At 64.5% G+C, this 25,460-nt stretch carries 21 protein-coding genes and 1 pseudogene; 6 read left to right on the forward strand and 16 right to left on the reverse strand.

Annotation, left to right across the window (positions count from 1 at the left end; all coding sequences use genetic code 11):
• Positions 1 to 106 precede the first annotated feature (106 nt).
• A complete protein-coding gene (locus BVH06_RS21600) occupies positions 107 to 589 on the forward strand; it encodes a glutathione peroxidase (protein ID WP_075929651.1) in 483 nt (160 codons plus the stop codon).
• Between the two features lie 41 nt (positions 590 to 630).
• Here the strand turns inward: BVH06_RS21600 and BVH06_RS21605 are convergent, their stop codons facing one another.
• Both BVH06_RS21605 and cysZ read right to left on the reverse strand, forming a co-directional pair.
• Positions 631 to 1,836 carry a glycosyltransferase family 1 protein gene (locus BVH06_RS21605; RefSeq protein WP_075929650.1) on the reverse strand — a complete coding sequence of 402 codons (1,206 nt, stop codon included), beginning with the start codon at positions 1,834 to 1,836 and terminating at the stop codon, positions 631 to 633.
• A gap of 39 nt (positions 1,837 to 1,875) precedes the next feature.
• Positions 1,876 to 2,637 carry a sulfate transporter CysZ gene (gene cysZ / locus BVH06_RS21610; protein WP_075935431.1) on the reverse strand — a complete coding sequence of 254 codons (762 nt, stop codon included), beginning with the start codon at positions 2,635 to 2,637 and terminating at the stop codon, positions 1,876 to 1,878.
• A gap of 227 nt (positions 2,638 to 2,864) precedes the next feature.
• Between cysZ and trxB the strand changes: the two genes are divergently transcribed.
• Positions 2,865 to 3,812, forward strand: coding sequence for a thioredoxin-disulfide reductase (gene trxB / locus BVH06_RS21615; RefSeq protein WP_075935432.1), 948 nt, complete (start codon positions 2,865 to 2,867; stop codon positions 3,810 to 3,812).
• A gap of 81 nt (positions 3,813 to 3,893) precedes the next feature.
• Here the strand turns inward: trxB and BVH06_RS21620 are convergent, their stop codons facing one another.
• The 5 genes and pseudogenes from BVH06_RS21620 to metG form a co-directional block, all read right to left on the reverse strand.
• Complete coding sequence (locus BVH06_RS21620) at positions 3,894 to 4,073, reverse strand: PA3496 family putative envelope integrity protein (protein WP_075929647.1); 180 nt, start codon at positions 4,071 to 4,073, stop codon at positions 3,894 to 3,896.
• Between the two features lie 107 nt (positions 4,074 to 4,180).
• Positions 4,181 to 4,819 (reverse strand): endonuclease III, encoded by a 639-nt coding sequence (nth, locus tag BVH06_RS21625; protein ID WP_075929646.1) that lies wholly within the window; start codon positions 4,817 to 4,819, stop codon positions 4,181 to 4,183.
• 28 nt (positions 4,820 to 4,847) lie between these two features.
• Positions 4,848 to 5,945: pseudogene (locus tag BVH06_RS21630) on the reverse strand (RnfABCDGE type electron transport complex subunit B); the annotation flags it as partial.
• 189 nt (positions 5,946 to 6,134) lie between these two features.
• On the reverse strand, positions 6,135 to 6,929 hold the full coding sequence (locus tag BVH06_RS21635; protein WP_075935434.1) for a DUF4349 domain-containing protein: 795 nt from the start codon (positions 6,927 to 6,929) through the stop codon (positions 6,135 to 6,137).
• Between the two features lie 16 nt (positions 6,930 to 6,945).
• Positions 6,946 to 8,979 carry a methionine--tRNA ligase gene (gene metG, locus BVH06_RS21640; RefSeq protein ID WP_075935435.1) on the reverse strand — a complete coding sequence of 678 codons (2,034 nt, stop codon included), beginning with the start codon at positions 8,977 to 8,979 and terminating at the stop codon, positions 6,946 to 6,948.
• A 152-nt stretch (positions 8,980 to 9,131) separates the two neighbouring features.
• Between metG and BVH06_RS21645 the strand changes: the two genes are divergently transcribed.
• Both BVH06_RS21645 and apbC read left to right on the forward strand, forming a co-directional pair.
• Positions 9,132 to 9,824: an OmpA family protein gene (locus BVH06_RS21645; protein ID WP_075935436.1), complete on the forward strand. Its 693-nt coding sequence runs from the start codon at positions 9,132 to 9,134 to the stop codon at positions 9,822 to 9,824.
• Between the two features lie 94 nt (positions 9,825 to 9,918).
• The gene (gene apbC / locus BVH06_RS21650; RefSeq protein ID WP_075935437.1) at positions 9,919 to 11,013 is read left to right on the forward strand and encodes an iron-sulfur cluster carrier protein ApbC; all 1,095 of its coding nucleotides are present in this window, start codon (positions 9,919 to 9,921) and stop codon (positions 11,011 to 11,013) included.
• A 166-nt stretch (positions 11,014 to 11,179) separates the two neighbouring features.
• Here apbC and BVH06_RS21655 read toward each other — a convergent pair whose 3' ends face one another.
• Positions 11,180 to 11,389 (reverse strand): cold-shock protein, encoded by a 210-nt coding sequence (locus BVH06_RS21655; protein WP_003245585.1) that lies wholly within the window; start codon positions 11,387 to 11,389, stop codon positions 11,180 to 11,182.
• 325 nt (positions 11,390 to 11,714) lie between these two features.
• Between BVH06_RS21655 and dcd the strand changes: the two genes are divergently transcribed.
• Both dcd and BVH06_RS21665 read left to right on the forward strand, forming a co-directional pair.
• Complete coding sequence (dcd, locus tag BVH06_RS21660; RefSeq protein ID WP_013792448.1) at positions 11,715 to 12,281, forward strand: dCTP deaminase; 567 nt, start codon at positions 11,715 to 11,717, stop codon at positions 12,279 to 12,281.
• Between the two features lie 271 nt (positions 12,282 to 12,552).
• On the forward strand, positions 12,553 to 12,780 hold the full coding sequence (locus BVH06_RS21665) for a hypothetical protein (RefSeq protein WP_075931370.1): 228 nt from the start codon (positions 12,553 to 12,555) through the stop codon (positions 12,778 to 12,780).
• Between the two features lie 12 nt (positions 12,781 to 12,792).
• Here BVH06_RS21665 and BVH06_RS21670 read toward each other — a convergent pair whose 3' ends face one another.
• From BVH06_RS21670 to BVH06_RS21705, 8 genes are all read right to left on the reverse strand, one after another.
• Positions 12,793 to 13,644 (reverse strand): ABC transporter ATP-binding protein, encoded by an 852-nt coding sequence (locus tag BVH06_RS21670; protein WP_075935438.1) that lies wholly within the window; start codon positions 13,642 to 13,644, stop codon positions 12,793 to 12,795.
• A gap of 10 nt (positions 13,645 to 13,654) precedes the next feature.
• Positions 13,655 to 14,500: a nitrate ABC transporter permease gene (gene ntrB / locus BVH06_RS21675; protein ID WP_075935439.1), complete on the reverse strand. Its 846-nt coding sequence runs from the start codon at positions 14,498 to 14,500 to the stop codon at positions 13,655 to 13,657.
• A gap of 13 nt (positions 14,501 to 14,513) precedes the next feature.
• The gene (locus tag BVH06_RS21680) at positions 14,514 to 15,836 is read right to left on the reverse strand and encodes a CmpA/NrtA family ABC transporter substrate-binding protein (RefSeq protein ID WP_075935440.1); all 1,323 of its coding nucleotides are present in this window, start codon (positions 15,834 to 15,836) and stop codon (positions 14,514 to 14,516) included.
• 521 nt (positions 15,837 to 16,357) lie between these two features.
• A complete protein-coding gene (locus BVH06_RS21685) occupies positions 16,358 to 17,665 on the reverse strand; it encodes a nitrate regulatory protein (RefSeq protein WP_075935441.1) in 1,308 nt (435 codons plus the stop codon).
• Between the two features lie 153 nt (positions 17,666 to 17,818).
• Positions 17,819 to 18,565 (reverse strand): uroporphyrinogen-III C-methyltransferase, encoded by a 747-nt coding sequence (gene cobA / locus BVH06_RS21690; RefSeq protein WP_075935442.1) that lies wholly within the window; start codon positions 18,563 to 18,565, stop codon positions 17,819 to 17,821.
• A gap of 38 nt (positions 18,566 to 18,603) precedes the next feature.
• Positions 18,604 to 21,345 carry a nitrate reductase gene (locus BVH06_RS21695; protein WP_075935443.1) on the reverse strand — a complete coding sequence of 914 codons (2,742 nt, stop codon included), beginning with the start codon at positions 21,343 to 21,345 and terminating at the stop codon, positions 18,604 to 18,606.
• Positions 21,345 to 22,610, reverse strand: a complete 1,266-nt coding sequence (locus BVH06_RS21700; protein WP_075935444.1) for an NAD(P)/FAD-dependent oxidoreductase — start codon at positions 22,608 to 22,610, stop codon at positions 21,345 to 21,347. Before BVH06_RS21700 ends, BVH06_RS21695 begins: the two co-directional genes overlap by 1 nt.
• A gap of 320 nt (positions 22,611 to 22,930) precedes the next feature.
• Entirely contained in the window at positions 22,931 to 25,402 is a 2,472-nt protein-coding gene (locus BVH06_RS21705; RefSeq protein WP_256562788.1) for a penicillin acylase family protein, read from the reverse strand.
• Positions 25,403 to 25,460 lie beyond the last annotated feature (58 nt).

Below are 25,460 nucleotides of genomic sequence, written 5' to 3' on the forward strand. Positions count from 1 at the left end.
GCAGATGGTCATGCGTGGCTGCTAAGCTGCAGTCATGAAAAGGCGCCTTTTCAGGCGCCTTTTTCGTTTCTTCTTCGCTGCCTTTCGCGTTACCCGGAGCACCATCATGAGCGCCTTTCACGACCTGACATTGCACGCACTGGACGGCCAGGAGCTGCCGCTGGCTCCGCTCAAGGGCAAGGTGGTGCTGGTGGTCAACGTCGCCTCCAAGTGTGGGCTGACGCCGCAGTATGCAGGCCTCGAACGCCTGCAGCAGGCTTACGGTGATCAGGGTTTCAGCGTGCTGGGCGTGCCCTGTAACCAGTTCGCCGGGCAGGAGCCGGACGCCGAGGCGGCGATCGCTCAGTTCTGCAGCCTGAACTATGGCGTGACCTTTCCGCTGAGCAGCAAGCTCGAAGTCAACGGCAGCAGCCGTCACCCGCTATACCGCCTGCTGGCCGGTGAGGGCGCGGAGTTTCCCGGGGACATCACCTGGAATTTCGAGAAGTTTCTGGTGGGCCAGGATGGCCGTGTGCTCGCGCGTTTCTCGCCGCGTACCGCGCCGGATGATCCGGCACTGATCCAGGCCATCGAGAAGGCCCTGGCCTGATCGCAGGGTCGCTGCCTGCGGCCCGTCATCTCTCTATCGCTTCAATTCGCGCGTTTGGTTTCGATCACCAGAGCGGGCTTGCGGCCACCGCTCGGCACGGCGCTGTCCAGCCGCGCCGCGTGCAGATGCTGTTCGAACTCTTCGACGATGCTCGACCAGCTCTGCCTGGCGGCGTGCTGGCGGGCATTGAGGCGAACCCGACGCAGGTTCTCGCTGTTCTCCATCAGCCATGTCGCCGCCTCGACGAACGTGCGCTGATCGTCGGCGCTGGCCAGCATGCCATTGTGGCCGTCCTCGACATGCTGAGCCGCGGCGGCCTGGTCGAAGGCGACCACCCCGAGCCCCGATGCCATGGCTTCGAGCAGCACGTTGCCGAAGGTTTCCGAGAGGCTCGGAAAAAGGAAGATATCGCCGCTGGCGTAGTGCTGAGCGAGGGTTTCGCCGCGCTGGATCCCGCAGAATAATGCGTCCGGCATTTGCTTGTGCAGGCTCTCGCGCAGTGGGCCGTCGCCGACCACCACCAGCCTCAGGTTAAGCCCAGTGGATTGGCGCTGCAGCGCCTGGTAGGTACTGACCAGAAGATCCAGATTCTTCTCGGCGGCCAGCCGGCCGACGTGCAGCACGGCGATATCCCGCTCGGCCAGGCCCCAGCTGCGGCGCAGCTCGTCGCTACGCCGCGCCGGGTTGAACAACTGGGCATCCACCCCACGGGCGAGCAGCTCCAGACGCTCGAAACCGCGGCGTTGCAGCTCGCAGCGTTGGCTTAGGCTGGGCACCAGAGTCATGCGCGAGGCGTTGTGAAACCAGCGCAGGTAGTTGGTCAGCAGGCGGGTCAGCAGGGTGATGCCGTAATGGCCGGTGTACTGTTGGAAGTTGGTGTGAAAGCCGCTGACCACCGGTATTCGCAGGCGCCGCGCCGCGCGCAGGGCAGACAGGCCCAGCGGGCCTTCGGTGGCGATGTACAGCACATCCGGGCGCTGGCGCCGCCACAGGCGCAGCAGCTTGTGGCGAGCCGACTGGCCCCACTGCAGGCCGCGGTAGCCGGGCAGCGGCCAGCCGCGGGTCAGCAGCAGGTCGTCGTCATTGGCGGCGGGCGTATCGTGGTGCTGCCGCGGGCGGATCAGCTGCAAGCGATGGCCGCGCGCGCGCAGCCCGTTGACCAGGTGGCCAAGGGTATTGGCCACCCCGTTGATTTCCGGGCTGTAGGTCTCGCTGACCAAGGCGATGAATAGCGGGGGAGTGCTCATGACAGCAGTCTGGGCTGCCGTCATGTAGTGTTTGTGACATCAACGTGGCGTTTGTGTGACAGCCCCTGCGCTCACACCACCTTCGCGTACCCAGAACAGCGTTGCGCCCGCCACGGCGGCCGGCATCATCACGATATTGACGAAGGGCACCAGCAGCGCCGCGTAGGTGATGCCGCCGAAACCCAGGGACTGCCAGCGTTTCTCGCGCAGCCAGGCAAGCATGTCCTGCCAGCTGACCTTGTTGTTGTCGGCGGGGTAGTCGATGTACTGGATGGCCATCATCCACACGCCGAACAGCAGCCACAGCGGCGCTGCGATCAGGTTGACCACCGGAATGAACGACAGGATCAGCAATCCCGCGGCCCGTGGCAGGAAGTACGCCAGTTTGCGGCCTTCGCGACCCAGGGTGCGCGGCACCATGGCGATCAGCTCGCCCCAGCTGAACGGTGGAAAGTTGTCCTGGCCGCGCACCACCACTTCGACCTTCTCGGCGAGAAAACCATTGAAGGGGGCGGCGACGATATTGGCCAGCATGGTGAAGGTGAAGAACACCATCAGAATCACCAGCACCACGAACAGCGGCCAGAGAATGTATTGCAGAAAGCTCAGCCAACTGGGCAGCGACGGCATGAAGGTGTCCACCCAGCCACTGAACTGCTGCACGGCGAAGCCGATCATCAGGCTGAACAGGATCAGGTTGATCGCCAGCGGTAGCAGCACGAACAGGCGCAAGCCGGGGCTCATGACCAGTTTCAGGCCTTCGCCGAGGTACTGCGGGCCGGACAGCACGGGAGCGCGCATCGAGGTCTCTCCAACAAGTGAACGTGGCGCGACCTTACCCATTTTGCTGCCCGCGTGAAAGCAGGGCAGGGCGATAGCGCACCGCTATGCGAGGGATTGGCAAAGCGCATTTCCATGGGCCGGGCCGCGCGGTCTAGTCTGCTCGCGTCCCTTGTTCAGCCGCCGATGTTCGACCGCTTGCGGCCGATGGCGGCTTTTTTGCAGCGATGCGCTGTGAGGAGTCTCTGATGTCGAGTAACCGACACGCCCGCGTGATCATTCTCGGTTCCGGCCCTGCGGGCTACAGTGCGGCGGTTTACGCCGCCCGTGCCAATCTGAAACCCCTGCTGATCACCGGCCTGCAGGCCGGCGGGCAACTGACCACCACCACCGAAGTGGACAACTGGCCTGGCGATGCCCATGGCCTGACCGGCCCCGAGCTCATGCAGCGCATGCAGGCTCACGCCGAGCGCTTCGAGACGGAGATCGTCTTCGACCATATCCAGGCCGTGGATCTCGCGGCGCGGCCCTTCACTCTGGTGGGTGACAGCATTTCCTACACCTGCGATGCGCTGATCATCGCCACGGGCGCCAGCGCGCGCTATCTCGGCTTGCCCAGCGAAACGGCGTTGATGGGCAAGGGCGTCTCGGCGTGCGCCACCTGTGACGGCTTCTTCTACCGCAACCGTGAAGTCGCGGTGGTGGGCGGCGGCAACACCGCCGTAGAGGAAGCGTTGTACCTGGCAAACATCGCCAGCCGGGTCACGCTGATCCACCGCCGCGGCGCCTTTCGCGCCGAGAAGATCCTGCAGAACAAGCTACAGGCCCGGGTAGCCGAAGGGCGCATCGTGCTGGCCCTGAATGCCGAGGTGGACGAAGTGCTGGGCGACGCCTCGTGCGTAACCGGCGTGCGGATCCGCGAGCATGACGGCGCAACCCGCGACCTGGCCGTGGACGGCCTGTTCGTGGCCATCGGGCACACGCCCAATACGGCGTTGTTCGAAGGGCAGCTGGCGCTCAGAGACGGCTACCTGCAGACCAATGGCGGGCGCGACGGCAATGCCACGGCGACTAGCGTGGCGGGTGTATTCGCCGCAGGTGACGTGGCTGACAGCGTCTATCGCCAGGCGATCACCTCGGCTGGTGCCGGCTGCATGGCGGCGCTGGATGTGGAGCGCTTCCTCGACGGGCTGTGAGCGTCGAATGCCAGGCCTGAAACGCAAAATGCCCGTATCCATGGATACGGGCATTTTCATTGGGCTTGGCCGATGCGCCGGCTACAGGTCGAAATCGTATTCGGCCAATTGCTTGTGCAGGCGTCGCTCCTCGAGGAAGTTGTCGATGATGCGCCGCTTGGTGAGATTGGTCTTCGCCACTTCCACGGGTGCTTCGCTGCTGTCTGTTTCTTCGCTGACGAAATCGTCGTCCAGTTCCAGGTCTTCTTTGCCGTTGCTCATGCGCTTCACTCCCGGCTACAGGGGCCATTTGCCGACCTTATAAGGGCAAACGTGAAGCGAGTAAAAAAGATTTTTTCAATCAGCTGATATCAGAAACCTATCAAGCATCAATCGTCCGAGGTCTTTTGCTTGTATTCGCACAGGTCTTCGATTCGGCAACTGCCGCAGCGCGGCTTGCGGGCCTGGCATACGTAGCGTCCATGCAGGATCAGCCAATGGTGCGCGTCCAGCAGAAAATCCTTGGGTACGAACTTGAGCAGCTTCTTCTCGACTTCCACCACGTTCTTGCCTGGCGCGATGCCGGTGCGGTTGCTGACCCGGAAGATATGCGTATCCACGGCCATGGCCAACTGGCGAAAGGCGGTGTTGAGCACCACGTTGGCAGTCTTGCGACCCACGCCTGGCAGCGCCTCGAGCGCCTCGCGGGTTTCCGGCACCTGGCTGCCGTGTTGCTCGACGAGAATGCGGCAGGTTTCGATGACGTTTTTGGCCTTGCTGTTGTACAGGCCGATGGTCTTGATGTATTCGCTCAGGCCGTCGACCCCCAGGGCGAAGATCGCTTCGGGCGTGTTGGCCACTGGATAGAGCTTGGCGGTGGCCTTGTTGACACCTACGTCGGTGGCCTGGGCGGAGAGAATCACCGCGATCAGCAGTTCGAAGGGCGTGCTGTAGGCCAGCTCGGTCTTGGGCTCGGGGTTGTCTTCGTGCAGGCGGCGGAAGATTTCAAGGCGTTTGGCGGCGTTCATGGTCGGGCATCAGGTCTGTCGTGGCGCTCTAGCTGGCGCTGGTGTACGCCTGCAGACGGCTTTCGGCCGCTGCAAGGCGCTCTTGGGCATCGCGTATCTTGGCAGCGTCATCGGGGGCGCTGCGTTGCAACTTGCCGAGCTCGGCGCGAGCGTAGGCCAGGTCGGTCTTCAACTGGCGCATGTGCGCGCTGAGCCCGGCCTTGTCGACCAGCGTGCGAGTGGGCGCTGGCTTGCCGCAGTGCGCTTCTGCCAGGTGCAGAGCCTCTTGGGCAGCGACATAGGCGCTGCGCAGCGGCGCCAGGGCCTGCTCGTCCAAGCCTCGGCGTTCACCCGCCTTGAGGGCCATGCGGTGGCTGGCCAGGTCGATCTTGGCCTGTTTGAGCGCCTGCTCACCTGGGCTGGGCGCGTTTTGTGCGGGCGTCGCCTGCAGCTCGGCAAGGCGCTGTTGATCGCGCTCGGCCGCCTGTTGCAGGGCCGTGAGTTGCTGGCGCTGCTCATCATTGGGCGAGTCGCCATAAGCCTTCAGAGTTTTCTGCCATTGAGCGCGGCTCATGGCGGCATCGATCTTCGCCTGCTTCAGAGAGGAGGCGGCAGCAGGCTGCTGGGGCGCGGCGGCGGGCATTTCCGCCTGTGCAGGGCGTACCGGACGAGCTGCGCGGCGCCGGGCATCGTTGCGTGCCAGGCGGGCCTGGCGATGCTGGTGGCGGGTGCGGAATTGCTCGGCACGGGCGCGTTGCACCTCGGCTTCGGCTGGCATCAGGGTGATCAGGTCGATGCAGTCCACCGGACAGGGGGCGATGCACAGCTCGCAGCCCGTGCATTCGTCGCCGATCACCGTGTGCATAAGCTTGGCGGCGCCGACGATCGCATCTACCGGGCAGGCCTGGATGCATTTGGTGCAGCCGATGCACTCGGCCTCGCGGATAACCGCCACCTGGGCGGGCGTGGCAGGCAGTGCCAGCGGCAGTTCGGGTACCTGAAGCAGCTCTGCCAGGGCATGGATGGTCGCAGTGCCACCGGGTGGGCATTTGTTGATCGCTTCACCGGCGGCGATGCCTTCGGCGTAGGGCAGGCAACCCGGATGGCCGCACTTGCCGCATTGCGTCTGCGGCAGCAGGGCGTCGATGGCCGCGATACGCAGCGCATTGCTCATGGGTGCACCAAGGCGCGCTGGCAGGGGCACGGCCCATGACGGAGCAGACAGGTGAGGTGGCGAGAGTCGATCATCGGTGTTGCTGGTCTGGCTAAAGCGTGAGCCGGGCATTATCCGGCATGCGCAGCGCCCGGTACAGGGTAATGCCGCCCAGGCGTGGGTTCAGGCGCCGTGGCGCACCCGGCTGGCCTTGCGCCATAGCCAGCGGACCAGCAGGGCGAGCGGGAACAGGATGATGACGAAGGGAATACCGTAGCCGAGCAGCCTGATGGCTTCGGTGGCACCCTCGGTGGCGTTGTCGAGCATGCCGCTGGCGGCGGCCCCGATGCGCGCCAGGCGCCCTATCGGTTCACCGTCGGTGTTGAAGCTCAGGGTCAGCAAGTTGGTGGTCAGGCGGCGTTGTTGCTGCGCCGACTGCTGGGCGTTGCCGGCCAATTGCACTTCCACCTCGGCCAGCTCGCGGGCCAGGGCGAGCATGTCGCTAACGCTCAGGTCGGTGCGGGCCTGGTACTGCAGCAGCGTCTTGCGTTGACGCTCCAGGCGTTGGCGTTGCTGCTCGGTATCGCTGACCGCCTGGGCGAGGTCTTCGGCGCGCGTATGCCGACTTTGCAACTCGCCGCCGTCGCCGGCAAAGCCGACCATGGGCTCGACACCGGCTGGCGCGATGCGCACGGTGATGCTGGCGGCCTGGTAGGCGCCCTGGTTCTGCTCGATGGCGAGCAGATCACACTGACCGAAACGCTGGCTGCTGCACGCCTCGCGCACGGCGGCCAGGCGCGGCTCGACCTGCTGGACTGGCAGGCGAATGCCGACGCTGTGTTCGTAAGCGAGAAAGGCGCCCTGCTGAGCTGTTTCGCCGAGCAGCGCAGCACCGGCCGGTGGCCGACCGTCACCGGAAGGTGAGCAGCCGGTCAGGGCCAGAGCAGTGGCGAGAATCCAGGGCTTGAGGGTCAGCATCCTTGCTCCGAGTAGGTTACTTGACCCGCTGGCCCGGCTTCGCGCCGCTGTCCGGGCTGAGCAGGTAGATTTCCTCGCCGCCGGGGCCGGCAGCCAGCACCATGCCTTCGGAGACGCCGAACTTCATCTTGCGCGCGGCCAGGTTGGCCACGTACAGGGTCAGGCGGCCCTCGAGCTTGCTCGGGTCCGGGTAGGCGCTCTTGATGCCGCTGAACACGTTGCGTTTCTCGTCGCCGATATCCAGGGTCAGGCGCAGCAGCTTGTCAGCGCCTTCGACGAACTCGCATTTCTCGATAAGCGCGATACGCAGGTCGACGGCGGCAAAGGCGTCGAAGGTGATTTCAGCGGCCAGCGGGTCCTTCTTCAGTTCGCCGTTGCCAGAGGGCGCCTCGGCGGCTGCCAGGTCTTCCTTGGACGCTTCGACCATGGCCTCGACCTTGGCCGGCTCGATGCGTGCGAGCAGTGGGGTGAAGGGGTTGAGCTGGTGATTGGCCAGTGGCGTGGCCAGGTCAGCCCAGGTCAGCGGTGCGACATTGAGGAACGCTTCGGCATCGCGCGCCAGGTTGGGCAGCACCGGCTTGAGGAAGATCACCAGCTGGCGGAACAGGTTGACGCCCAGGGCGCAGATCGCCTGCACTTCATCGGCCTTGCCTTCCTGCTTGGCCAGCGACCAGGGCGCCTTGTCGGCGATCCAGGCGTTGGCGCGGTCGGCCAGGGCCATGATCTCGCGCATGGCGCGGGCGAAGTCACGGCTCTCGTAGGCTTCGGCGATGCCTGGCGCGGCGCTCTGGAAAGCGTTCCACAGCTCCGGCTCAGGGTTGGCAGCGACCAGCAGGCCAGCGTTGCCCTTGTGGATGAAGCCGGCACAACGGCTGGCGATATTGACCACCTTGCCGACCAGATCGGAGTTAACCTTCTGGATGAAGTCCTCGAGGTTCAGGTCCAGGTCATCGACGCCGCGGCCCAGCTTGGCGGCGTAGTAGTAACGCAGGTATTCGGGGTTCAGATGATCCAGGTAGGTGCGCGCCTTGATGAAGGTGCCGCGCGACTTGGACATCTTCTGGCCGTTGACCGTCAGGTAGCCGTGCACGTTGATGGCGGTCGGCTTACGGTAGCCGGCACCTTCGAGCATGGCCGGCCAGAACAGGGCGTGGAAGTTGACGATGTCCTTGCCGATGAAGTGATAAACCTCGGCGCTCGAGTCCTTGTTCCAGAACGCGTCGAAGTCCAGTTCCGGGCGGCGCGCACAGAGGTTCTTGAAGCTGGCCATGTAGCCGATCGGCGCATCCAGCCAGACGTAGAAATACTTGCCCGGCTCGTCGGGAATCTCGAAGCCGAAGTAGGGTGCATCACGGCTGATGTCCCACTCGTGCAGGCCGCCGTCCAGCCATTCGGCGAGCTTGTTGGCCACCGACTCCTGCAGGGTGCCGCTACGCGTCCACTGCTGAAGCATTTCCTGGAACTGCGGCAGCTTGAAGAAGAAGTGCTTGGAGTCCTTCAGTACCGGTACCGCGCCGGAGATCGCCGAACGCGGATCTTTCAGTTCGGTGGGCTCGTAGGTGGCGCCGCATTTCTCGCAGTTGTCGCCGTACTGGTCCGGCGTCGCGCATTTCGGGCAGGTGCCCTTGATGAAACGGTCGGCCAGGAACATGCCCTTTTCCGGATCGAAATATTGGGTCACCGAACGCGTGGCGATGTGGCCATTGTCGCGCAGCGCCTTGTAGATCGACTCCGACAGCTCGCGGTTTTCCGGCGAGTGGGTGGAATGGAAATTGTCGAAGTCCACCAGGAAATCGGCGAAATCGCTGCTGTGCTCGGCCTTGACGCCGTCGATCAGCTGCTCAGGGGTGATGCCTTCCTTTTCCGCACGCAGCATGATCGCCGAGCCATGGGCGTCGTCGGCGCACACGTAGATGGCCTGATTGCCGCGCAGCTTCTGAAACCGCACCCACATGTCGGTCTGGATGTACTCGAGCATATGGCCAAGGTGGATCGAACCGTTGGCATAGGGAAGGGCGCTGGTAACGAGAATCTGGCGAGCTTGGGACATTGTCAGGCGGTCATCGGTTGGCGGGTGGTCGGTCACTATAAAGTAAGCGGGCGCGTTCCGGCCAGCGGGCAAATTTGCTGGATATCGGCTTGAATTTAGCGGGGCGAGCGGGTTCCAACTATTACCTTCCGCTCCCAGCAAGGAGATGAACCATGCCTGCAGTTTTACGTCCGCTCGCCTGTGCCACCGCGTTGGCCCTTCTGGTGGGCTGTGCTTCGAACAACCCTTACGACAACGTTGGTGGCGGTGCTGCCAGCGGTGGCGGCCACCGCACCGCGACCTATGGCGGCCTGGCAGCCCTGGCCGGTGCGGCGGTTGGTGCGGCGATCAATCATGATGATCGCGGCAAGGGCGCCGCCATCGGTGCCGTGCTGGCCGGTGCGGCAGGTGCCGGCTACGGTTACTACGCCGATCGCCAGGAAGCCGAGCTGCGCCGCAGCATGGAAGGCACCGGCGTGGAAGTGCAGCGCCAGGGCGACGACATCAAGCTGATCATGCCGGGCAACATCACCTTCGCCACCGACTCGGCCGACATCGCCCCGAGTTTCTACGCGCCGCTGAACAACCTGGCCACATCGTTCAAGCAGTTCCAGAACAACAGCATCGAGATCGTCGGCTACACCGATAGCACCGGTTCGCGTCAACACAACATGGCGCTTTCCCAGCGCCGTGCGCAGAGCGTGACCAGTTACCTCACCGCCCAGGGCATCGACGGCTCGCGCCTGTCCAGCCGCGGCGCCGGCCCGGATCAACCGATCGCCGACAACGCCAGCGCCGAAGGGCGTGCGCAGAACCGCCGCGTCGAAGTGAACCTCAAGCCGCTGCCGGGTCAGCCCGTGCAGTGACCCTCGCAGGCTGGTGGCCTGCCGGTCGCCAGCCTGCATCGACCGTGCGGCTCGGGTAGGATAGGCGTCTTTTCTGCCATCTCCGGAGCCAAGCATGAGCGCTGATATCCGCGCTGCGGTCGAAGCCGTATTGCGTCAGTATACCGACCCCCATCTCGACCAGGATCCGCTCAGCGCCGGCTGCGTGCGTGGGATCGACGTGCAGGACGGGCAGGTCAGCGTGCAGCTCGAACTGGGTTACGCCGCAGCGCAGTTCAAGCAGGGCTGGGCGCAGATGCTGCAGTTGGCCATCGAGAACATCGAAGGCGTGCGCAGTGCTCGCGTCGAGGTTGACTGCGTGATCGCCGCCCACAAGGCGCAGGCCCAGGTGCCGGCGCTGGCCAACGTCAAGAACGTGATCGCCGTGGCATCCGGCAAGGGTGGCGTGGGCAAGTCCACCACCGCGGCCAACCTGGCGTTGGCACTGGCCCGTGAGGGCGCGCGGGTGGGCATTCTCGATGCCGATATCTACGGGCCCAGCCAGGGCATCATGTTCGGTATCGCCGAAGGCACGCGCCCCCAGGTGCGCGAGCAGAAATGGTTCGTGCCGCTGGAAGCCCATGGCGTACAGGTGATGTCGATGGCCTTCCTGACTGACGACAATACCCCGGTGGTGTGGCGCGGCCCGATGGTTTCCGGGGCGCTGATCCAGTTGGTCACCCAGACGGCCTGGAATGATCTCGATTACCTGATCATCGACATGCCGCCGGGTACCGGTGACATTCACCTGACCCTGGCCCAGAAGGTGCCGGTGGCGGGCGCAGTGATCGTCACCACGCCGCAGGACTTGGCGCTGCTCGATGCCAGAAAGGGCGTGGAGATGTTCCGCAAGGTGAACATTCCCGTGCTCGGTGTGGTGGAGAACATGGCCGTGCACATCTGCTCGAACTGCGGCCATGCCGAGCACCTGTTCGGCGAGGGCGGTGGCGAGAAGCTGGCGGCGCAATTCGGTGTCGATCTGCTGGCCTCGATGCCCTTGTCGATGGCCATCCGCCTACAGGCCGATGGTGGAAGGCCGACCGCCATTGCCGACCCTGAAAGTCAGATCGCCATGCTCTACCAGCAGATCGCTCGCATGGTCGGTGCGCGCATCGCCACCAGCGCCAACAGCGCGCAAGGCATGCCGAACATCGTCATTGCCGACGACTGAGGGTCATCGCAGGCGCGCCACGGTGCGCCTGCTGCATCAAATGCAGGCATAAAAAATTTCCGGGATAAATTTTTAACGGCGCTTGCGACGGCCCGAAGGGTATCTACCAGGGATGGCAGATATAAAAAACCCCGCCTAGGCGGGGTTCTTTTGCAGAAAGCGCAGGTTAGATAACCTGAACTTCCTCAGCTTGCATGCCTTTCTGACCACGGGTGGCCACGAAGGAAACTTGCTGGCCTTCTTTCAGGCTCTTGAAGCCATCGCTCTGGATAGCTTTGAAGTGTACGAACAGGTCGTCACCGGATTGCGGGGTGATGAAGCCGTAGCCTTTTTCATCGTTGAACCACTTAACGGTGCCAGTCTGACGATTGGACATGTGATGTCTCCTAAGAACTAAATAATTAACAGCCCTGGATAGAACCAGGCCGGGACTGAGTGCAACGAGTACTAGGAGTCGGACGATGTTTGGATCGAAATCTAGGCATCATGTAGCGATTCGCGGTGACACATGCAGCACAGTGGATCACCATACCCGCTTTTTTCGCGAAGTGCGAATGGTCTGTCAGTCTTTCTGCGATTTACTTGCATCGGCGCCTGCGCAAGGGCGTCTCTGCGGGCCGTCGAGAGGCTTTGAACCCAGCTCTTCAGCCCGGTAAGATGCGTGCACTTTTCACCGTAAAGACCTTCAGGACGGCCCCGCCATGAGCATCAAATCGGACAAGTGGATTCGCCGCATGGCCCAGGAACACGGCATGATCGAGCCTTACGTCGAGCGCCAGGTGCGCGGCGCGGACGACAGCCGGGTAATCTCCTACGGGGTTTCCAGCTACGGCTACGACGTGCGCTGCGCGGACGAATTCAAGGTGTTCACCAACATCCATTCGGCCATCGTCGATCCGAAGAATTTCGACGCCAAGAGTTTCGTCGACATCAAGAGCGACGTGTGCATCATTCCGCCGAACTCCTTCGCCCTGGCGCGCACTGTGGAGTTCTTCCGCATTCCCCGCGACGTGCTGACCATCTGCCTGGGCAAGAGCACCTACGCGCGCTGCGGCATCATCGTCAACGTCACGCCACTGGAGCCGGAATGGGAAGGCCACGTGACTCTGGAATTCTCCAACACCACCAACCTGCCGGCGAAAATCTACGCCAACGAAGGCGTGGCGCAGATGCTGTTCCTGCAGTCGGACGAAGCGTGCGAAGTGTCCTACAAGGATCGCGGCGGCAAGTACCAGGGCCAGACTGGCGTCACTCTGCCAAAGGCCTGATGGTCGCAGCAGCGTGAAAGGAACCGGGCCCGGCCCGGTTTTTTTATGTCTGTTTTTTGCCCGCAAAACGCGCCGATGCTGGGCGCTGCGGCAAATCGCAGGCAAAAAAATGGGCGCCTCATGCGCCCGGAGAAATCAATCGATGCGTAATTTCTGAGTGGTCATGGCAGGTGAAGTTCCCCGATATTTATAGGGCGAACTGTTTACCGACGACAGGTCTACATCTCTATCAGGGCACGCATTGCGTGCCGTCACCTGCTGGAGACTCGCCATGAGCCGATGGATCATCACCTATAGCCGAGACGAAGCTGCCGAAGTCCTCAAGGTGAAAGCCAAGGAAAAACCCAGCCTGGAGCAGGCGGTGACCTGGCTGCTCGAATGGGCTCAAGAGAATCTCGAACCGCTCGAGCCGAAGGAGCAGCCCCACGAGGAGCAGACCCCCGCGGTGCGGCTCGAAGAACGCTTCGGCATCACCATCACCGGCATCGCCAAGGACTGACCGCCCTTCGCTTCACGCCCGTGCGCGCTGCTGGTCGACCGACTCTTGCGTCGCAGCGGAACGCCGTTGCAGGGGTTCGACCTTGCGCTGCTTTTCATGCAGAAAACTCAGTACCGCGTGGCGATAGGCGTTGTAGCGTGGGTCATCGGCCAGGGCGATGCGATCGCGCGGGCGCGGTAGATCGATGCTGAGGATCTCGCCAATGGTCGCCGATGGGCCGTTGGTCATCATCACGATGCGGTCGGAGAGCAGCACGGCTTCGTCGACGTCGTGGGTGATCATCATCACCGTGTTGTGCAGCTCGCTCTGGATGCGCATCACTTCATCCTGCAGGTGTGCGCGGGTCAGGGCGTCCAGCGCGCCGAATGGCTCGTCGAGCAGCAGCACCTTGGGTTCCATGGCCAGCGCGCGGGCGATGCCGACACGTTGCTTCATGCCCCCGGAAATCTCGTTGGGCCGCTTGTGCAGCGCGTGGCCCATGCTCACCAGCTCCAGATGATGCAGCGTCCAGTCACGGCGTTCGGCCTTGCTCTTGGTGCGCTTGAACACCTTGTCGACGGCCAGGGCGACGTTTTCCTGCACGGTCAGCCAGGGCAGCAGCGAGTGGTTCTGGAACACCAGGCTGCGATCCGGGCCAGGGCCACGTACCTCACGACCATCGAGAATCACCGCACCGCTGCTGGAATCGGTCAGGCCGGCGACGATATTGAGCACCGTCGACTTGCCGCAGCCCGAGTGGCCGATGATGGAGATGTATTCGCCGCGCGCGACGTTGAGGTTGATCTGGTTCAGTACGTGGGAGGTGACGCCGTCACGCTCGAAGTACTTTTCCACATGCTCGATGCTCAGGTAGTGCTTGCTCATGTCTGTCTCCTCAGGCCGATGTGCCGCGGGTGATGCGATTGCCGACGAACAGCACCAGGCGGTCGAGCACGAAGCCGACCACGCCGACGTAGATCAGGGCGAGAATGATGTCGCTGATGCGCGAGGCGTTCCACGCATCCCAGATGAAGAAGCCGATACCCACACCGCCGATCAACATCTCGGCGGCGATGATCGCCAGCCACGACAGGCCCACACCGATGCGCAGCCCGGAAAAGATGTACGGCGCGGCAGCCGGCAGCATGATCTTTTGGAAGTACTCCACGCCGTTGAGGCGCAGCACCTTGGCGACGTTGCGGTAGTCCTCGGGAATGTTGCGGATGCCCACCGAGGTATTGATGATGATCGGCCAGATGGCGGTGATGAAGATCACGAACAGCGCCGAAGGGTGGCTGTCCTTGAAGCCGGCCAGCGACAATGGCAGCCAGGCCAGCGGTGGCACGGTACGCAGGATCTGGAACAGCGGGTCGAGGCCGCGCATCGCCCAGGTCGACTGGCCGACCAGCACGCCGAGGGCTACGCCGACCACTACCGCCAGGGCATAGCCGTAAGCCACGCGCTCCAGGCTGGCGAGCAGTTGCCAGGCCATGCCGACATCGGTGCCGCCGTTGTCGTAGAACGGATTGACGATCAGCTCCCAGGTGTCTTCGATGACCTGGCTGGGCGGCGGCAGGGCGGCATTGGCGCCGCTGCACAAGAGTTGCCAGACGAGCATCAGCGCAGCGGTGATCACCAGCGGCGGCAGCACCGACTGCATCAGGTTTTTCGACAGGCGTTTGAGCCAACTGGGGGCGACGACGCCGGCCGGCAGGGCCAGGGATTTGACGGGCGCATTCATGGCGTTTCTCCGGTTAGGCCTTGAGGGCCAGGCTGTCGAGATAGGCTTGCGGGTTTTGTGGGTCGAAGGTCTTGCCGTCGAAGAAGGTCTCGACGCCGCGGGATTTGCTCTGGGGAATCTGCTCGGCGGGCACGCCCAGCTCGGCCGCTGCCTGGCGCCAGATGTCCTCGCGGTTGACCTGGTCGATCAGCGCCTGGCTGTCGAAATCCTTCGGCAGGTAGCCCCAGCGCTTGTTTTCGGTGAGGAACCACAGGTCGTGGCTCTGGAACGGATAGGAGGCGAACTCGCTCCAGAAGCGCATCAGGTGCGGGCTGTTTTCAACCACGCGGCCGTTGCCGTAATCGAAGTTGCCCTGCAGGCGCGCCAGCAGGTCCTTGGCAGGCGCGCCGATCCAGCGGCGCTTGGCGCAGATTTCCGCGACCTGCTCCTTGTTGGCTGCGGCTTCGCAGAACATCTGCGCCTCCATTACCGCCTTGAGCAGGGCACGGGTCGCGTTGGGATTGGCGTTCACGTAGTCGGCGCGCAGCGAAAGGGCCTTTTCCGGATGGTTGGCCCACAGCTCGCCGGTGGTCACCGCGCTGTAGCCGATGTTCTGGTTGATCAACTGAGCGTTCCACGGCTCGCCGACGCAGAAGGCATCCATGCTGCCGACCTTCATGTTGGCGACCATCTGTGGTGGCGGGATGACCACGGTCGGCAAATCCTTGTTCGGCTCGATGCCGCCAGCTGCCATCCAGTAGCGCAGCCAGAGGTCGTGGGTGCCGCCGGGGAAGGTCATCGCCGCAGCGATCTTCTGGCCCTTGGCCTGCTTGGCGGCGACCGCCTGTTTGAAGGCGCTGGCATCGGTACCGAGCTTGAGATCCTGGTATTCCTTGCTGATCGAGATGCCCTGGCCATTGAGGTTCAGGCGCGCCAGCAGGACCATCGGCAGCGGCGTGTTGTTGGTGGTGATCGTGCCGGCGGCCATCAGGTAAGGCATCGGCGTGAGGATATGAGCGCCATCGATACCGCCACTGCCAGCACCGAGCACCAGGTTGTCGCGGGTGGTGCCCCAGGAGGATTGCTTGAGCACTTCGACGTCGGTCATGCCGTGCTTGGCGAACAGCCCGAGCTCCTCGGCGACGAACAATGGTGCGGCATCGGTCAGCGCGATGAAGCCGAGCTTGGCCTTGGTGGTTTCCAGGCCGTCGGTTCCTGCCGCCCATACCGCGCTGCTCAGGCCCGCCGGCAGCATGCTCATCAAGGCGCCGCCGCCGAGCAGCCCCATGGACTGCTTGAGGAAGGTGCGGCGTGGCAGGCCGGCTTTTTCGTCGGCGGCGCGTGGCGTGTCGTCCATCTCGTTCTCCCCAAAAAGCACGCATAAAAAAACGGCGTCACGCTCATGGCAGCGCTGGGCTGCATCGAGTGTGGACGCCGTTGTCCAGGAATTCGGATTGTGGAGGGGCAGAGACTGCCTCCTCGCCAAGGGACATAGCAGGTTGCATGCCAGCAGCACGGCGCCATGCCTTGCCGGCTTGCAATCGGCCCGTAGAGGTGGCGTTCGCGGAGTTAACTGGTTGAGTGGGAAGGCTTTTCAGTCGGTGTTGAGGCGCTTTGGCGAGCTGGCGTTCGAGGGGGCTGACTTGCGGTGCCGCACAGCTGCGGGGCGTCGGTCACCTGCGGTGCGCGGCACAGGTGCATGGGAGGGTGACCCGTAGCCTGCGGTTGAGCGAAGCGATACCTAGGATGGATTCCGAATTGGCGCTGGCTTTGTGGCGCAAACCGCTTCCCGGGCATCGCTACGCTCAGCGCCGGGCTACCAGGGCGCAGCGTATGCCCCACGGGCTACGATTAAACGGGGTGTTACGCAGAGCCTGTTCAGATGCGCTTGCCCTTGTCGCCACGCGGCTTTTCCTGGGCCTTGCGCGCCGCAAAACTGAGCAAGCTCTGGGCGACGTCGACCAGGCGCATGTTGCGCTCCATGGCCGATTGACGCAGGCGGGCGTAGGCTGCGTCTTCGCTCAAGCCGTAGTCGGTCATCAATAGCTTCTTGGCGCGTTCGATCAGCTTGCGCTCGTTTAGGGTTTCGCGGGTTTCCTGCAGTTCGTCGCTGACCTGCTGCAGGCGCTGATTCTGCTCGTGCAGGAGGTCCAGTACCGAGCGGGCCAGGTGATTGCCCACGGCGTTCTGAGGCGGGGCGTCGAGGGTGCTGCTGTGCACACTGAACAGCAGCGCCTGATCGCTGCCGGCATCCATCTGCGCCACGCGGCCGAGTAGGGCGCGATGGTTGTCCAGGTCGGCGTGGGCTTCGGCGATGCTGCGTCGGCAGCGTTCGAGCAGGCATTGGGTCAGGTGGCTTTCCACCTGTTTCATGGCGTCGATGCGCCTGGTGTTGAGTTCGAACCACAGCTCGCACAAACCCGGATCCACCTGGGCGATGGCCGAGGTGCGCTTGGCGATTCCACGCAGGCTGCTCACCTGGGCAACCGTGTCGGTGCCGAGAATCTGCTGCCACAGGGCATTGGCTTCGTCGCCCGCAAACTCGCCGAAGATGTCGAAGCAGCGCTCCTGGCCTTCCTGCAGGTGCAGCAGGCGAGCCTGCAATTCATCGTCGAAATGCCCGCGGGAGAAGCCTTCGACGCCGACCGCGCGTTCCTGGCCAGCGAGTTCCTTGCCCTGCATGAAGTTGAACAGCGCCACCAGAACGCGGGTTATGCCGGGCTCGGCAGCGGTGTCGGCCGCCTCGAAAACCACCGCCAGCAGCCCGCCGATCAGGCGGGTGAAGGCCTGGGTCGCCTGCCTTGGGGACAATTGCCGTTCGCGGATGCGCCGACGCAGCCCGGGCAATTCCTCCAGGCCATGCAGCACGTAGGCGATGCGGTTGAACAGGCGGGCGCGGTCGGCGGCATTGGCCTGGGCGGTGTCGATGGATAGAAAGCAGTCGTGCACCTCGCGCTCTACGGCGGCAGAACCCGCACTGTGCGCATCAAGTTGGTGCAGGTAGTGATCCGTCTGGTTGCCCAGATAGACGTTCGAGTAGCCGCGCTCCTTCTGCAACTGGTGCACCAGTTGGCTGATCCGGGTGACCAGCTCGCAGGTGACGGACAGGCTCTCCAGGCCCTGCAGCTCGCAACGGCGGGCGGCTAGCATGAAGCGCAGGGTGGGGGGCATCTTGTGATCAGGCATGGGAACGTCTTGTTGGTCGCAGTGTTGAACCACAACGGTGCAAATAGCAGTCCAGTTCTGGCGCGGTGTAGCCAATCGTGCAGGCAAGGGCGCGTTGCGATGGCCCTTTGGGATCAACCTCGAGGGTACGGCGTGCCCGTCCTTATGCTGATTTCAGGCGCTTTGCACCTGCAGCTGTTCAGCGGCCAGGATGGCGGCGCCGACCACGTCGCCGATCACCAGGATGGCCGGGCTTTTCAGCTCGAAGGCCTTAGCGTCGTCGGCCATTGCCTGCAGGGTGCTACGGCATTCGCGCTGATCGGGTAGGGAGGCGTTCTCGATCATCGCCACGGCGGTGTGCGCGGCCATGCCGGCATCCAACAGGTGCTGGCGGGTGTCGACCAGGGTGGCGATGCCCATGTACACCACCAATGTCGTACCACTGTGGGCCAGCGCCTGCCAATTGGGCGAGCTGCCGTCCTGGGTGTGGGCGGTGACCAGCGTCACCCCGCGGGCCACGCCGCGCAGGGTCAAGGAGATACCGCAACGCGTCGCGGCGGCGAGACCGGCGGTAATGCCATTGACGATCTCGCACTGCACGCCGCGCGCGGCCAGCCAATCGGCTTCTTCACCGCCCCGGCCGAAGATGCACGGGTCGCCGCCCTTGAGGCGTGCCACGACCTTGCCCTGGCGGGCATAGCGCAGCATCAGGCGGTGGATGAAGGCCTGGGGCGTCGAGCGGCAGCCGCCGCGCTTGCCGACGCGAATCACCCGGGCGCCGGGGCAGTGCTCCAGCACCCGCGGATTGACCAGGTCGTCGATCAGCACAACGTCGGCCAGGCCGAGGGCGCGCACCGCCTTGAGGGTGAGCAGTTCCGGGTCGCCGGGGCCGGCGCCGATCAGCCATACGCTTGGGTTCATCACGGTAATCCTCATGTTTCGGGTCGACCTGATCTGCGTCAGGCTTCGAGGGTCTTTAGCGCCAGTAGGCGTTTGATTTCCGGGACGCAGGAGCCGCACTGCGTGCCGCAGCCAAGATTCTGTTTCAGTGCGGTGAGGTCGCAGCCGTGTTCGATGCCTTCGCGGATGGCTGCCTCGCTGACGTTCATGCAGGTGCACAGTGTTTTGCCGGCACGGGTCGTGGTCTGCCCGGGCGGCGACTCCAGCGGTGCCAGCAGCCAGCGCCGCAGGGCACGGCCGGTGTCATCGTCCAGCGAGGTCTGGTTTTGCCAGAGCTCACGCAGCCAGTTGCGCGCGCGGGTTTCGCCGCTCAGGCAGTAGCCGGTCAGGCGGCCTTTTTCGATGCGCACCCGTTTGTGAATGGGCATGCAGCCCTGTTCATCGCGCGGGTCGTCGTAGCGCGTCACCGGGCCATCGCTCAGGCCCAGGCGCTCGTGCAATTGATCGAGCAGATCCGCTGCAGGGGCGTGATGATGGGCGGCGCGCAGTACCAGGGCCGGCGTCTCGCGGCCGACCAGGCCGAAGCTGGCGTAGGCGAAGCTGTCGCACAGCGGGCGCAGGGCCTCCAGGCGCTGCTGCACGTCACCTTCGATCAGCGCCTGGAGGGTCCAGGGCAGGTCGATGGCCTGTACTTCGATGCCGGCATGCTTGAGCTCGGGTTGTTTGGACAGCGCATCGAACGCCGGCAGGGTCAGGGCGTTGATGCCCAGACCCTTGAGAAAACGGTCGCCCCAGTGCATGGGCAGGAATGCCTGGCCTGGTTGCAGGCTGGCATCGGCCTGTACGCGCACCACCAGTGCGCCGCGGCGGCTACGTACTTCGACCAGTGCGCCGTCCTGCAACTGCCGCTGCGCCATATCCTGGGGATGCAGGCCCAATAGCGGTTCCTCGACATGGGCGAATAGTCGTGATGCAGTGCCGGTGCGGCTCATGCCGTGCCATTGATCGCGCAGGCGCCCGGTGTTGAGCGTCAGTGGATAGCGCGCATCGCGTCGCTCCCTGGGCGGTTGATAGGCCTCGGCGATAAAGCGTGCCCGGCCGCTGGCGCTCGGGAAACGGCCATCGCCGTAGAGGCGCGGCGTACCGGATTCGGCGCCCTGGGGAAACGGCCATTGCTGTGGGCCGCGGGCTTCCAGTAGACCGTAGCCGAGCCCGCTCAGATCCAGATCGCGTCGGCGGGTGAGCACCTTGTATTCCTCGAACAGCTGCTCGGCAGTGTGGAAGGCGAAGTGCCCGGACGGTACGCCAGGCAGCCTGGCTTCCAGACGCCTTGCGAAGTCGCAGGTGATCGACCAGTCCGCCCGCGCTTCGCCAGGTGCCGGCACCGCACGGCGCACACGGCTGACGCGGCGCTCGGAGTTGGTCACCGTGCCTTCTTTCTCGCCCCAGCTGGCAGCGGGCAGCAGCAGGTCGGCGAAGCGGCAGGTTTCGGTGGTAGAGAAAGCCTCCTGCACCACCACGAACGGGCAATCACGCAGGGCCTGATGAATCTTGTGCTGGTCGGGCATCGACTGGGCCGGGTTGGTGCAGGCGATCCACAGCGCCTTGATCCTGCCGCTGCCGACAGCTTCGAACAGCTCGATGGAGCTGAGCCCCGGCGCCCCCGGTAACTGGTCGACGCCCCAGTAGGCGGCGACCTCGGCGCGATGCTCGGGGTTGGCGACCTCGCGGTGGCCGGGCAGCAGGTTGGACAGGCTGCCGGTCTCCCGTCCGCCCATGGCATTGGGTTGGCCGGTCAGCGAGAAGGGGCCGCTGCCAGCCTTGCCGATCTGCCCGGTGGCCAGGTGCAGGTTGATGATCGCGGCGTTTTTCGCGGTGCCGGCGGTGGATTGGTTGACGCCCATGCACCACAACGACAGGAAGCGCGGCGAGCGGCCGATCCAGTCGGCGCAGCGCCGCAGGTCTATCTCGCTGATCGCACACAGCTCGGCCGCGCGTGCGGGTTCGTATTCGGCAACCAGGCTTTGCAGCGCGTCGAAGCCTTCGGTATGCGCTTCGATGAAGGCGTGGTCGATGCGCCCCTGTTCCAGCAGCAGGTGCAACACGCCGTGCAGCAGCGCCACATCGCTGCCGGGGGCGATGGCCAGATGCAGGTCGGCCAGCTCGCAGGTGTCGGTGCGCCGCGGGTCGACGACGATGACCTTCATCTGCGGCTTGCCGGCCTTGGCGGCTTCCAGGCGACGAAACAGGACCGGGTGAGCATAGGCCATGTTGCTGCCGATGATCAGCAGGGTGTCGGCTTCTTCGATGTCTTGGTAGGAGCAGGGCGGCGCGTCGGCACCCAGGCTGCGCTTGTAGCCGACCACCGCCGAGGACATGCACAGGCGCGAATTGCTGTCGATGTTGTTGGTGCCGACCAGGGCGCGGGCCAGCTTGTTGAACGCGTAGTAGTCCTCGGTCAGCAACTGCCCGGAGATGTAGAAGGCGACGCTGTCCGGGCCGTGCTCACGGATGGTTGCGGCGAACACATCGGCGGCGTGATTCAGAGCGCTGTCCCAGTCCGTGCGAGTGCGGCCCAGGTTCTTGCCCAGGCGCAGTTCAGGATACAGGGCGCGGGCGGCGAGGTCGCCGGTCAGGTGCAGCGAAGCGCCCTTGCTGCACAGTTTGCCGAAGTTGGCCGGGTGCGTCGGGTCGCCGCTGACGCCGAGGATGCGTTCGCCATCGTGCTCGATCAGCACGCCGCAGCCGACGCCGCAGTAACAGCAGGTCGAGGCGGTGGTCTTTGTGGCGCGGTCGTTCATCAGGCTGCTCCCTGCAGAGGCAGCGGTTCGGCAGGCACGGTCGGTGCCTGGCTGGCCGCGGCTGCTTCGCCGAACATCAGCAGGTCGCGGATGGCGGCCACATTGCGGCCTTCGCGGATCAGTTGCAGATACCAGGCGCCATCAGCGGTATCGCCGTACAGGCAGGCACCGACCAGTACGTCGTTCTTCAGCACCAGCTTGCGGTAGCTGCCGGTGGTCGGGTCGTCCAGGGTGATGCGCTGGGTGCCCGGGCCACCGGCGAAATCCCCGGCGGAAAACAGCTCGATGCCGGTGACCTTGAGCTTGGTGGAGGTCAGCGAGCCGAGGTAGCGACGATAGCCCTGCATGGCCAGGTGGCTGGCGCACACGCGGGCCTGCTCGAACAGCGGCGCCACCAGGCCGTAGGCGACGCCCCGGTGGCTGACGCATTCGCCCACCGCGTACACACGTGGGTCGAAGCTCTGCAGTGTGTCGTCGACCAGGATGCCGCGAGCGCACGGCAGGCCGGCGCGCTGGGCCAGTTCGATATTGGGGCGAATGCCGGCGGCCATCACCACCAGGTCGGCCGCCAGGCTCTCGCCATCGCTGAAGCGCACGGCGCTGACCCGGCCGGCAGCATTGCCGATGAGTTCGCTGGTCTGTTTGCCAAGCGCGAAGTGCAGGCCGCGGTTTTCCAGCGCCGCCTGTAGGAGGCGCCCGGCGCGCTCGTCGAGCTGGCGCTCCAGCAGGGTCGCGCCGTTATGCACCACGCTGACGTCCATGCCACGTAGCTTGAGACCGTGGGCCGCTTCCAGGCCCAGCAGGCCACCGCCAATCACCACCGCGCGGCGGTGTCGGTTGGCGCTGTCGAGCATGAGGCGGGTGTCGGCGATGTCGCGGTAGCCGATTACGCCGTCCAGCGTATTGCCGGGGATTGGCAGCATGAACGGCCGCGAGCCGGTGGCGATCAGCAGGCGGTCGTACGCGGCGCGGCTGCCGTCATCGGCGATCACCTGGCGGCGGACGCGGTCGATCTCCAGTACCTTGCGGCCCAGGCGCAGTTCGATGCCGTGGTCGGCGTACCAGGCGAGGTCGTTGAGCACGATGTCGTCGAAGGTCTGCTCACCGGCCAGTACCGGCGAGAGCAGGATACGGTTGTAGTTGGGGTGCGGCTCGGCGCCGAACACGGTGATGTCGTAAAGGTCGGGGGTAATCTTCAGCAGCTCTTCGAGCGTGCGCACGCCGGCCATGCCGTTGCCGATCATCACCAGTTTCAAGCGTTTCATCCGCGACCTCCGTTTAGCTGACCCGGGCCAACGTGGGGCCGAAAAAAAGGCGTCCTGCACCGTGAGTGCAAGGACGCCTTTGTCCGGTCCCGATTCGTTTCGGGGAGCCTGCCGTATGCCGACAGGCTCGATGTCTGCGGGTACACGAGCAGGGAGTGTGCCAATCAGCATCAAAGATGCGCGTTCGGCTGGCGGCGCTCACGCCCGGCAAGGGCTGCCGGGCGCCGGTACTGGCGCAGGCCGCCGCCGGTTTGTAGCCGGCGTTGCCTCTGTGCAGCTGCGTTGCCCCGGGCTGGTGCGCAAGGCACCAGCCTGGTGCCTCAAGGCGTCAGCAGTAGGCGTTTGCGCCCGTAGGTCTTCTCCAGGTTCTGTTGCAGCACCGGGAAGCTGACGTACTGCGCGCGCCGCCAGGCGTCGATGCCATCGGCATAGTGCGGGCTGGCCGGGTTGCCCGACTGCCCGGAGCTGTTGAGGCCGATCATCGGTTCCTCGCGGCCGAAGTCGACGATCATGCGCATGCTCGGAATCAGCCAGGTATCGAAATCCTGGCCCCAGTTGTAGGCCGAGACATTCAGGGTGCTGTGGTCGCCACCGGCAGGGTAGGGGCCGCGATCCAGATAGCCCTTCAGCGAGGCGATGCTGGCGCGCTGGCCGGCGCTCAGGTAGGGCGCCATCTGCGTGCTGGCGCTGCGCCATTCGTAGGTGTGCAGCTTGCCCCACTGCCAGGCATTGCGATCGGCGCCCAGGCGCTGCTCGAGCAGCTCGATGCTGGCTGCCAGGCTGCGCGCCAGGATCGCCGGTTTGTCTTCCTTCTGAGCGGTGCGCACGTCGTCCCAGAACGGGCTGTCGTCACGGCCGAGCAGATGATCGGCCTGGGCCGAGTAGGACAGGTTGGCGGTATCGACCAGGGCCTTCCAGGCCGGCGAGGTATCAGGGCCCAGTTCGTCGAGGAATATTTCCCTGGCGCTCTGGTGCAGGAAGGCACCGTACACGGCGGCATCCGCGGAAGTGGCCGAGAGCTTGCCATCGAAGGCCATCAGCCGGCTCAGGGCCTCACGGGCTTTGCCGCGTTGCGCTTCAGGCAGGCGGTCGATGGCCTGGCGCAGCGGTGCGGCCATGTTCTGCGCTTCGAACATGCCCTGCAGTTTGGCCACGAAGGGCGAGGTCTGGTCGTACTGCATGGCGATCATGCTTTGCGTGTCGTGGCGGCCGCTGCCGGCCAGCTGCGCGATGCGTTCGTAGCGTTCCGGCGCATACCAGGAGTTGGACAACTGCATGCCATAGCCGCGCGGTGCGCTGCGTTGGTTGGCACTGCCCAGCCAGCCTTGCTGCGGATCCTGGTCGTAAGGGTGGAGCATGGGGTCGGCGAAACCGTCCCACTCGTAGCGACTGTCCCAGCCGGGCGAGGGTACCAGGCCCTGGCCTTCACGGCGGTTGGGGAAGCGCCCGGTGACCTGCCAGCCGATATGCTCGGCATCGGCGAACACCAGGTTCAGTGGCATGGCACGGATTTCCCGGGTCGCCTCGAAGGCCTGCTCGACCGACTGGGCACGGGACAGGTCGAAGAAGGCGTCCAGGCTGGCGTCGCTTTCGAACTGCGCGGTCTGTAGCGCCAGACCGTAGCCGCTCTGGATCTGCAATGGCTGCATGGGGTGCTTGCGCTCGCCCAGCACGCTGTTGAGCAGCGGGCCGTGGCGGGTTTCGTAGACGGTTTCGCGGATCGGCTTCTGGCCCTTGATGAAGAAGGTTTCCTGGCGCTGCACGGCCGGCTGCCACTTGCCGTCGGCGAGGTACAGCAGGCGATTGCCCTCGCGTTTGACCTGCTCGAGGAACAGGTCCTGGTTGTCGCCCATGACCATGGTCATGCCCCAGGCGAGCTTGCCGTTGAAGCCGGCGACCACCGCGGGAATGCCCGCGACCGTGACCCCGGAGGCCTGGAATTTCGGTGCGCGGATCTGCACGAAACTCCACACCGAGGGCAGCTCGATCGGCAGGTGCATGTCGTTGGCCAAGAGGCTCTTGCCGCTGCGGCTGCGCGACGAGCCGATGGCCCAGTTGTTCGAGGCGGCCACGCCGAGCATGTGCTGTTCGGACACCTGGGCGGCGGCGCTCTTCACTGCCTGCAGGCCGGGAATGCTGCCGCCCAGGTTGAGGCCCCTGAGCTTGTCGGCCTCCTCGAACGGCAGCGGCTCGTCCGGGTAGGTGGGCAGCAGCCAGGCGAGTTTGTCGGCGCCGACCTTCTGGGTCATGCTCAGGGCGGCGATTTCTTCCTGCAGGTTCACCGACAGGCCGAAGTTGAGCAGGCAGAACACCAGCACCGAGTCTTCCGGTTTCCAGTACGGTGGGCGATAACCGGCTTCGGCCAGATCCATCGGCAGCTTGTCGCGATAGCGGAACAGGTAGGCGTTGACGCCGCGGGCGTAGACCTCGAAGAACGCCTTCATGCGTGGCGAGGCATTCTTGTAGAGCACCTCGGCGCTCTTCTTCAGGTTCACCGCGCGCATGAAGCGGTCCATCTCCAGCACGCCGGGGCCGGCCATCTCCGCCAGACGCCCTTCGGCCATCAGGCGCAGGCTGACCATTTGGCTGAGGCGATCGCTGGCATGCACGTAACCCAGGGTGAACAGGGCGTCGTGGAAGGTGTGGGTCTCGATCAGCGGCATACCGAGCGGGTTACGGCGCACCGAAGCGGTCTGTGCCAGGCCCTGAACGCGAAAGGAGCCCTGATCCGGCGCCACGCTGCTGCGATAACGGCTGTCGAGCAGGGATTGGCAACCGCTCAGCGCGACCATGCCGGTAACGAGGCCGGCGAGGCTCAGGGTGGCGAGAGGGCGGAAAGCGCGCGGCAGC

Origin of the sequence: Pseudomonas sp. PA27(2017) (assembly GCF_001945445.1) — a bacterium.
Taxonomy (GTDB): Bacteria; Pseudomonadota; Gammaproteobacteria; order Pseudomonadales; family Pseudomonadaceae; genus Aquipseudomonas.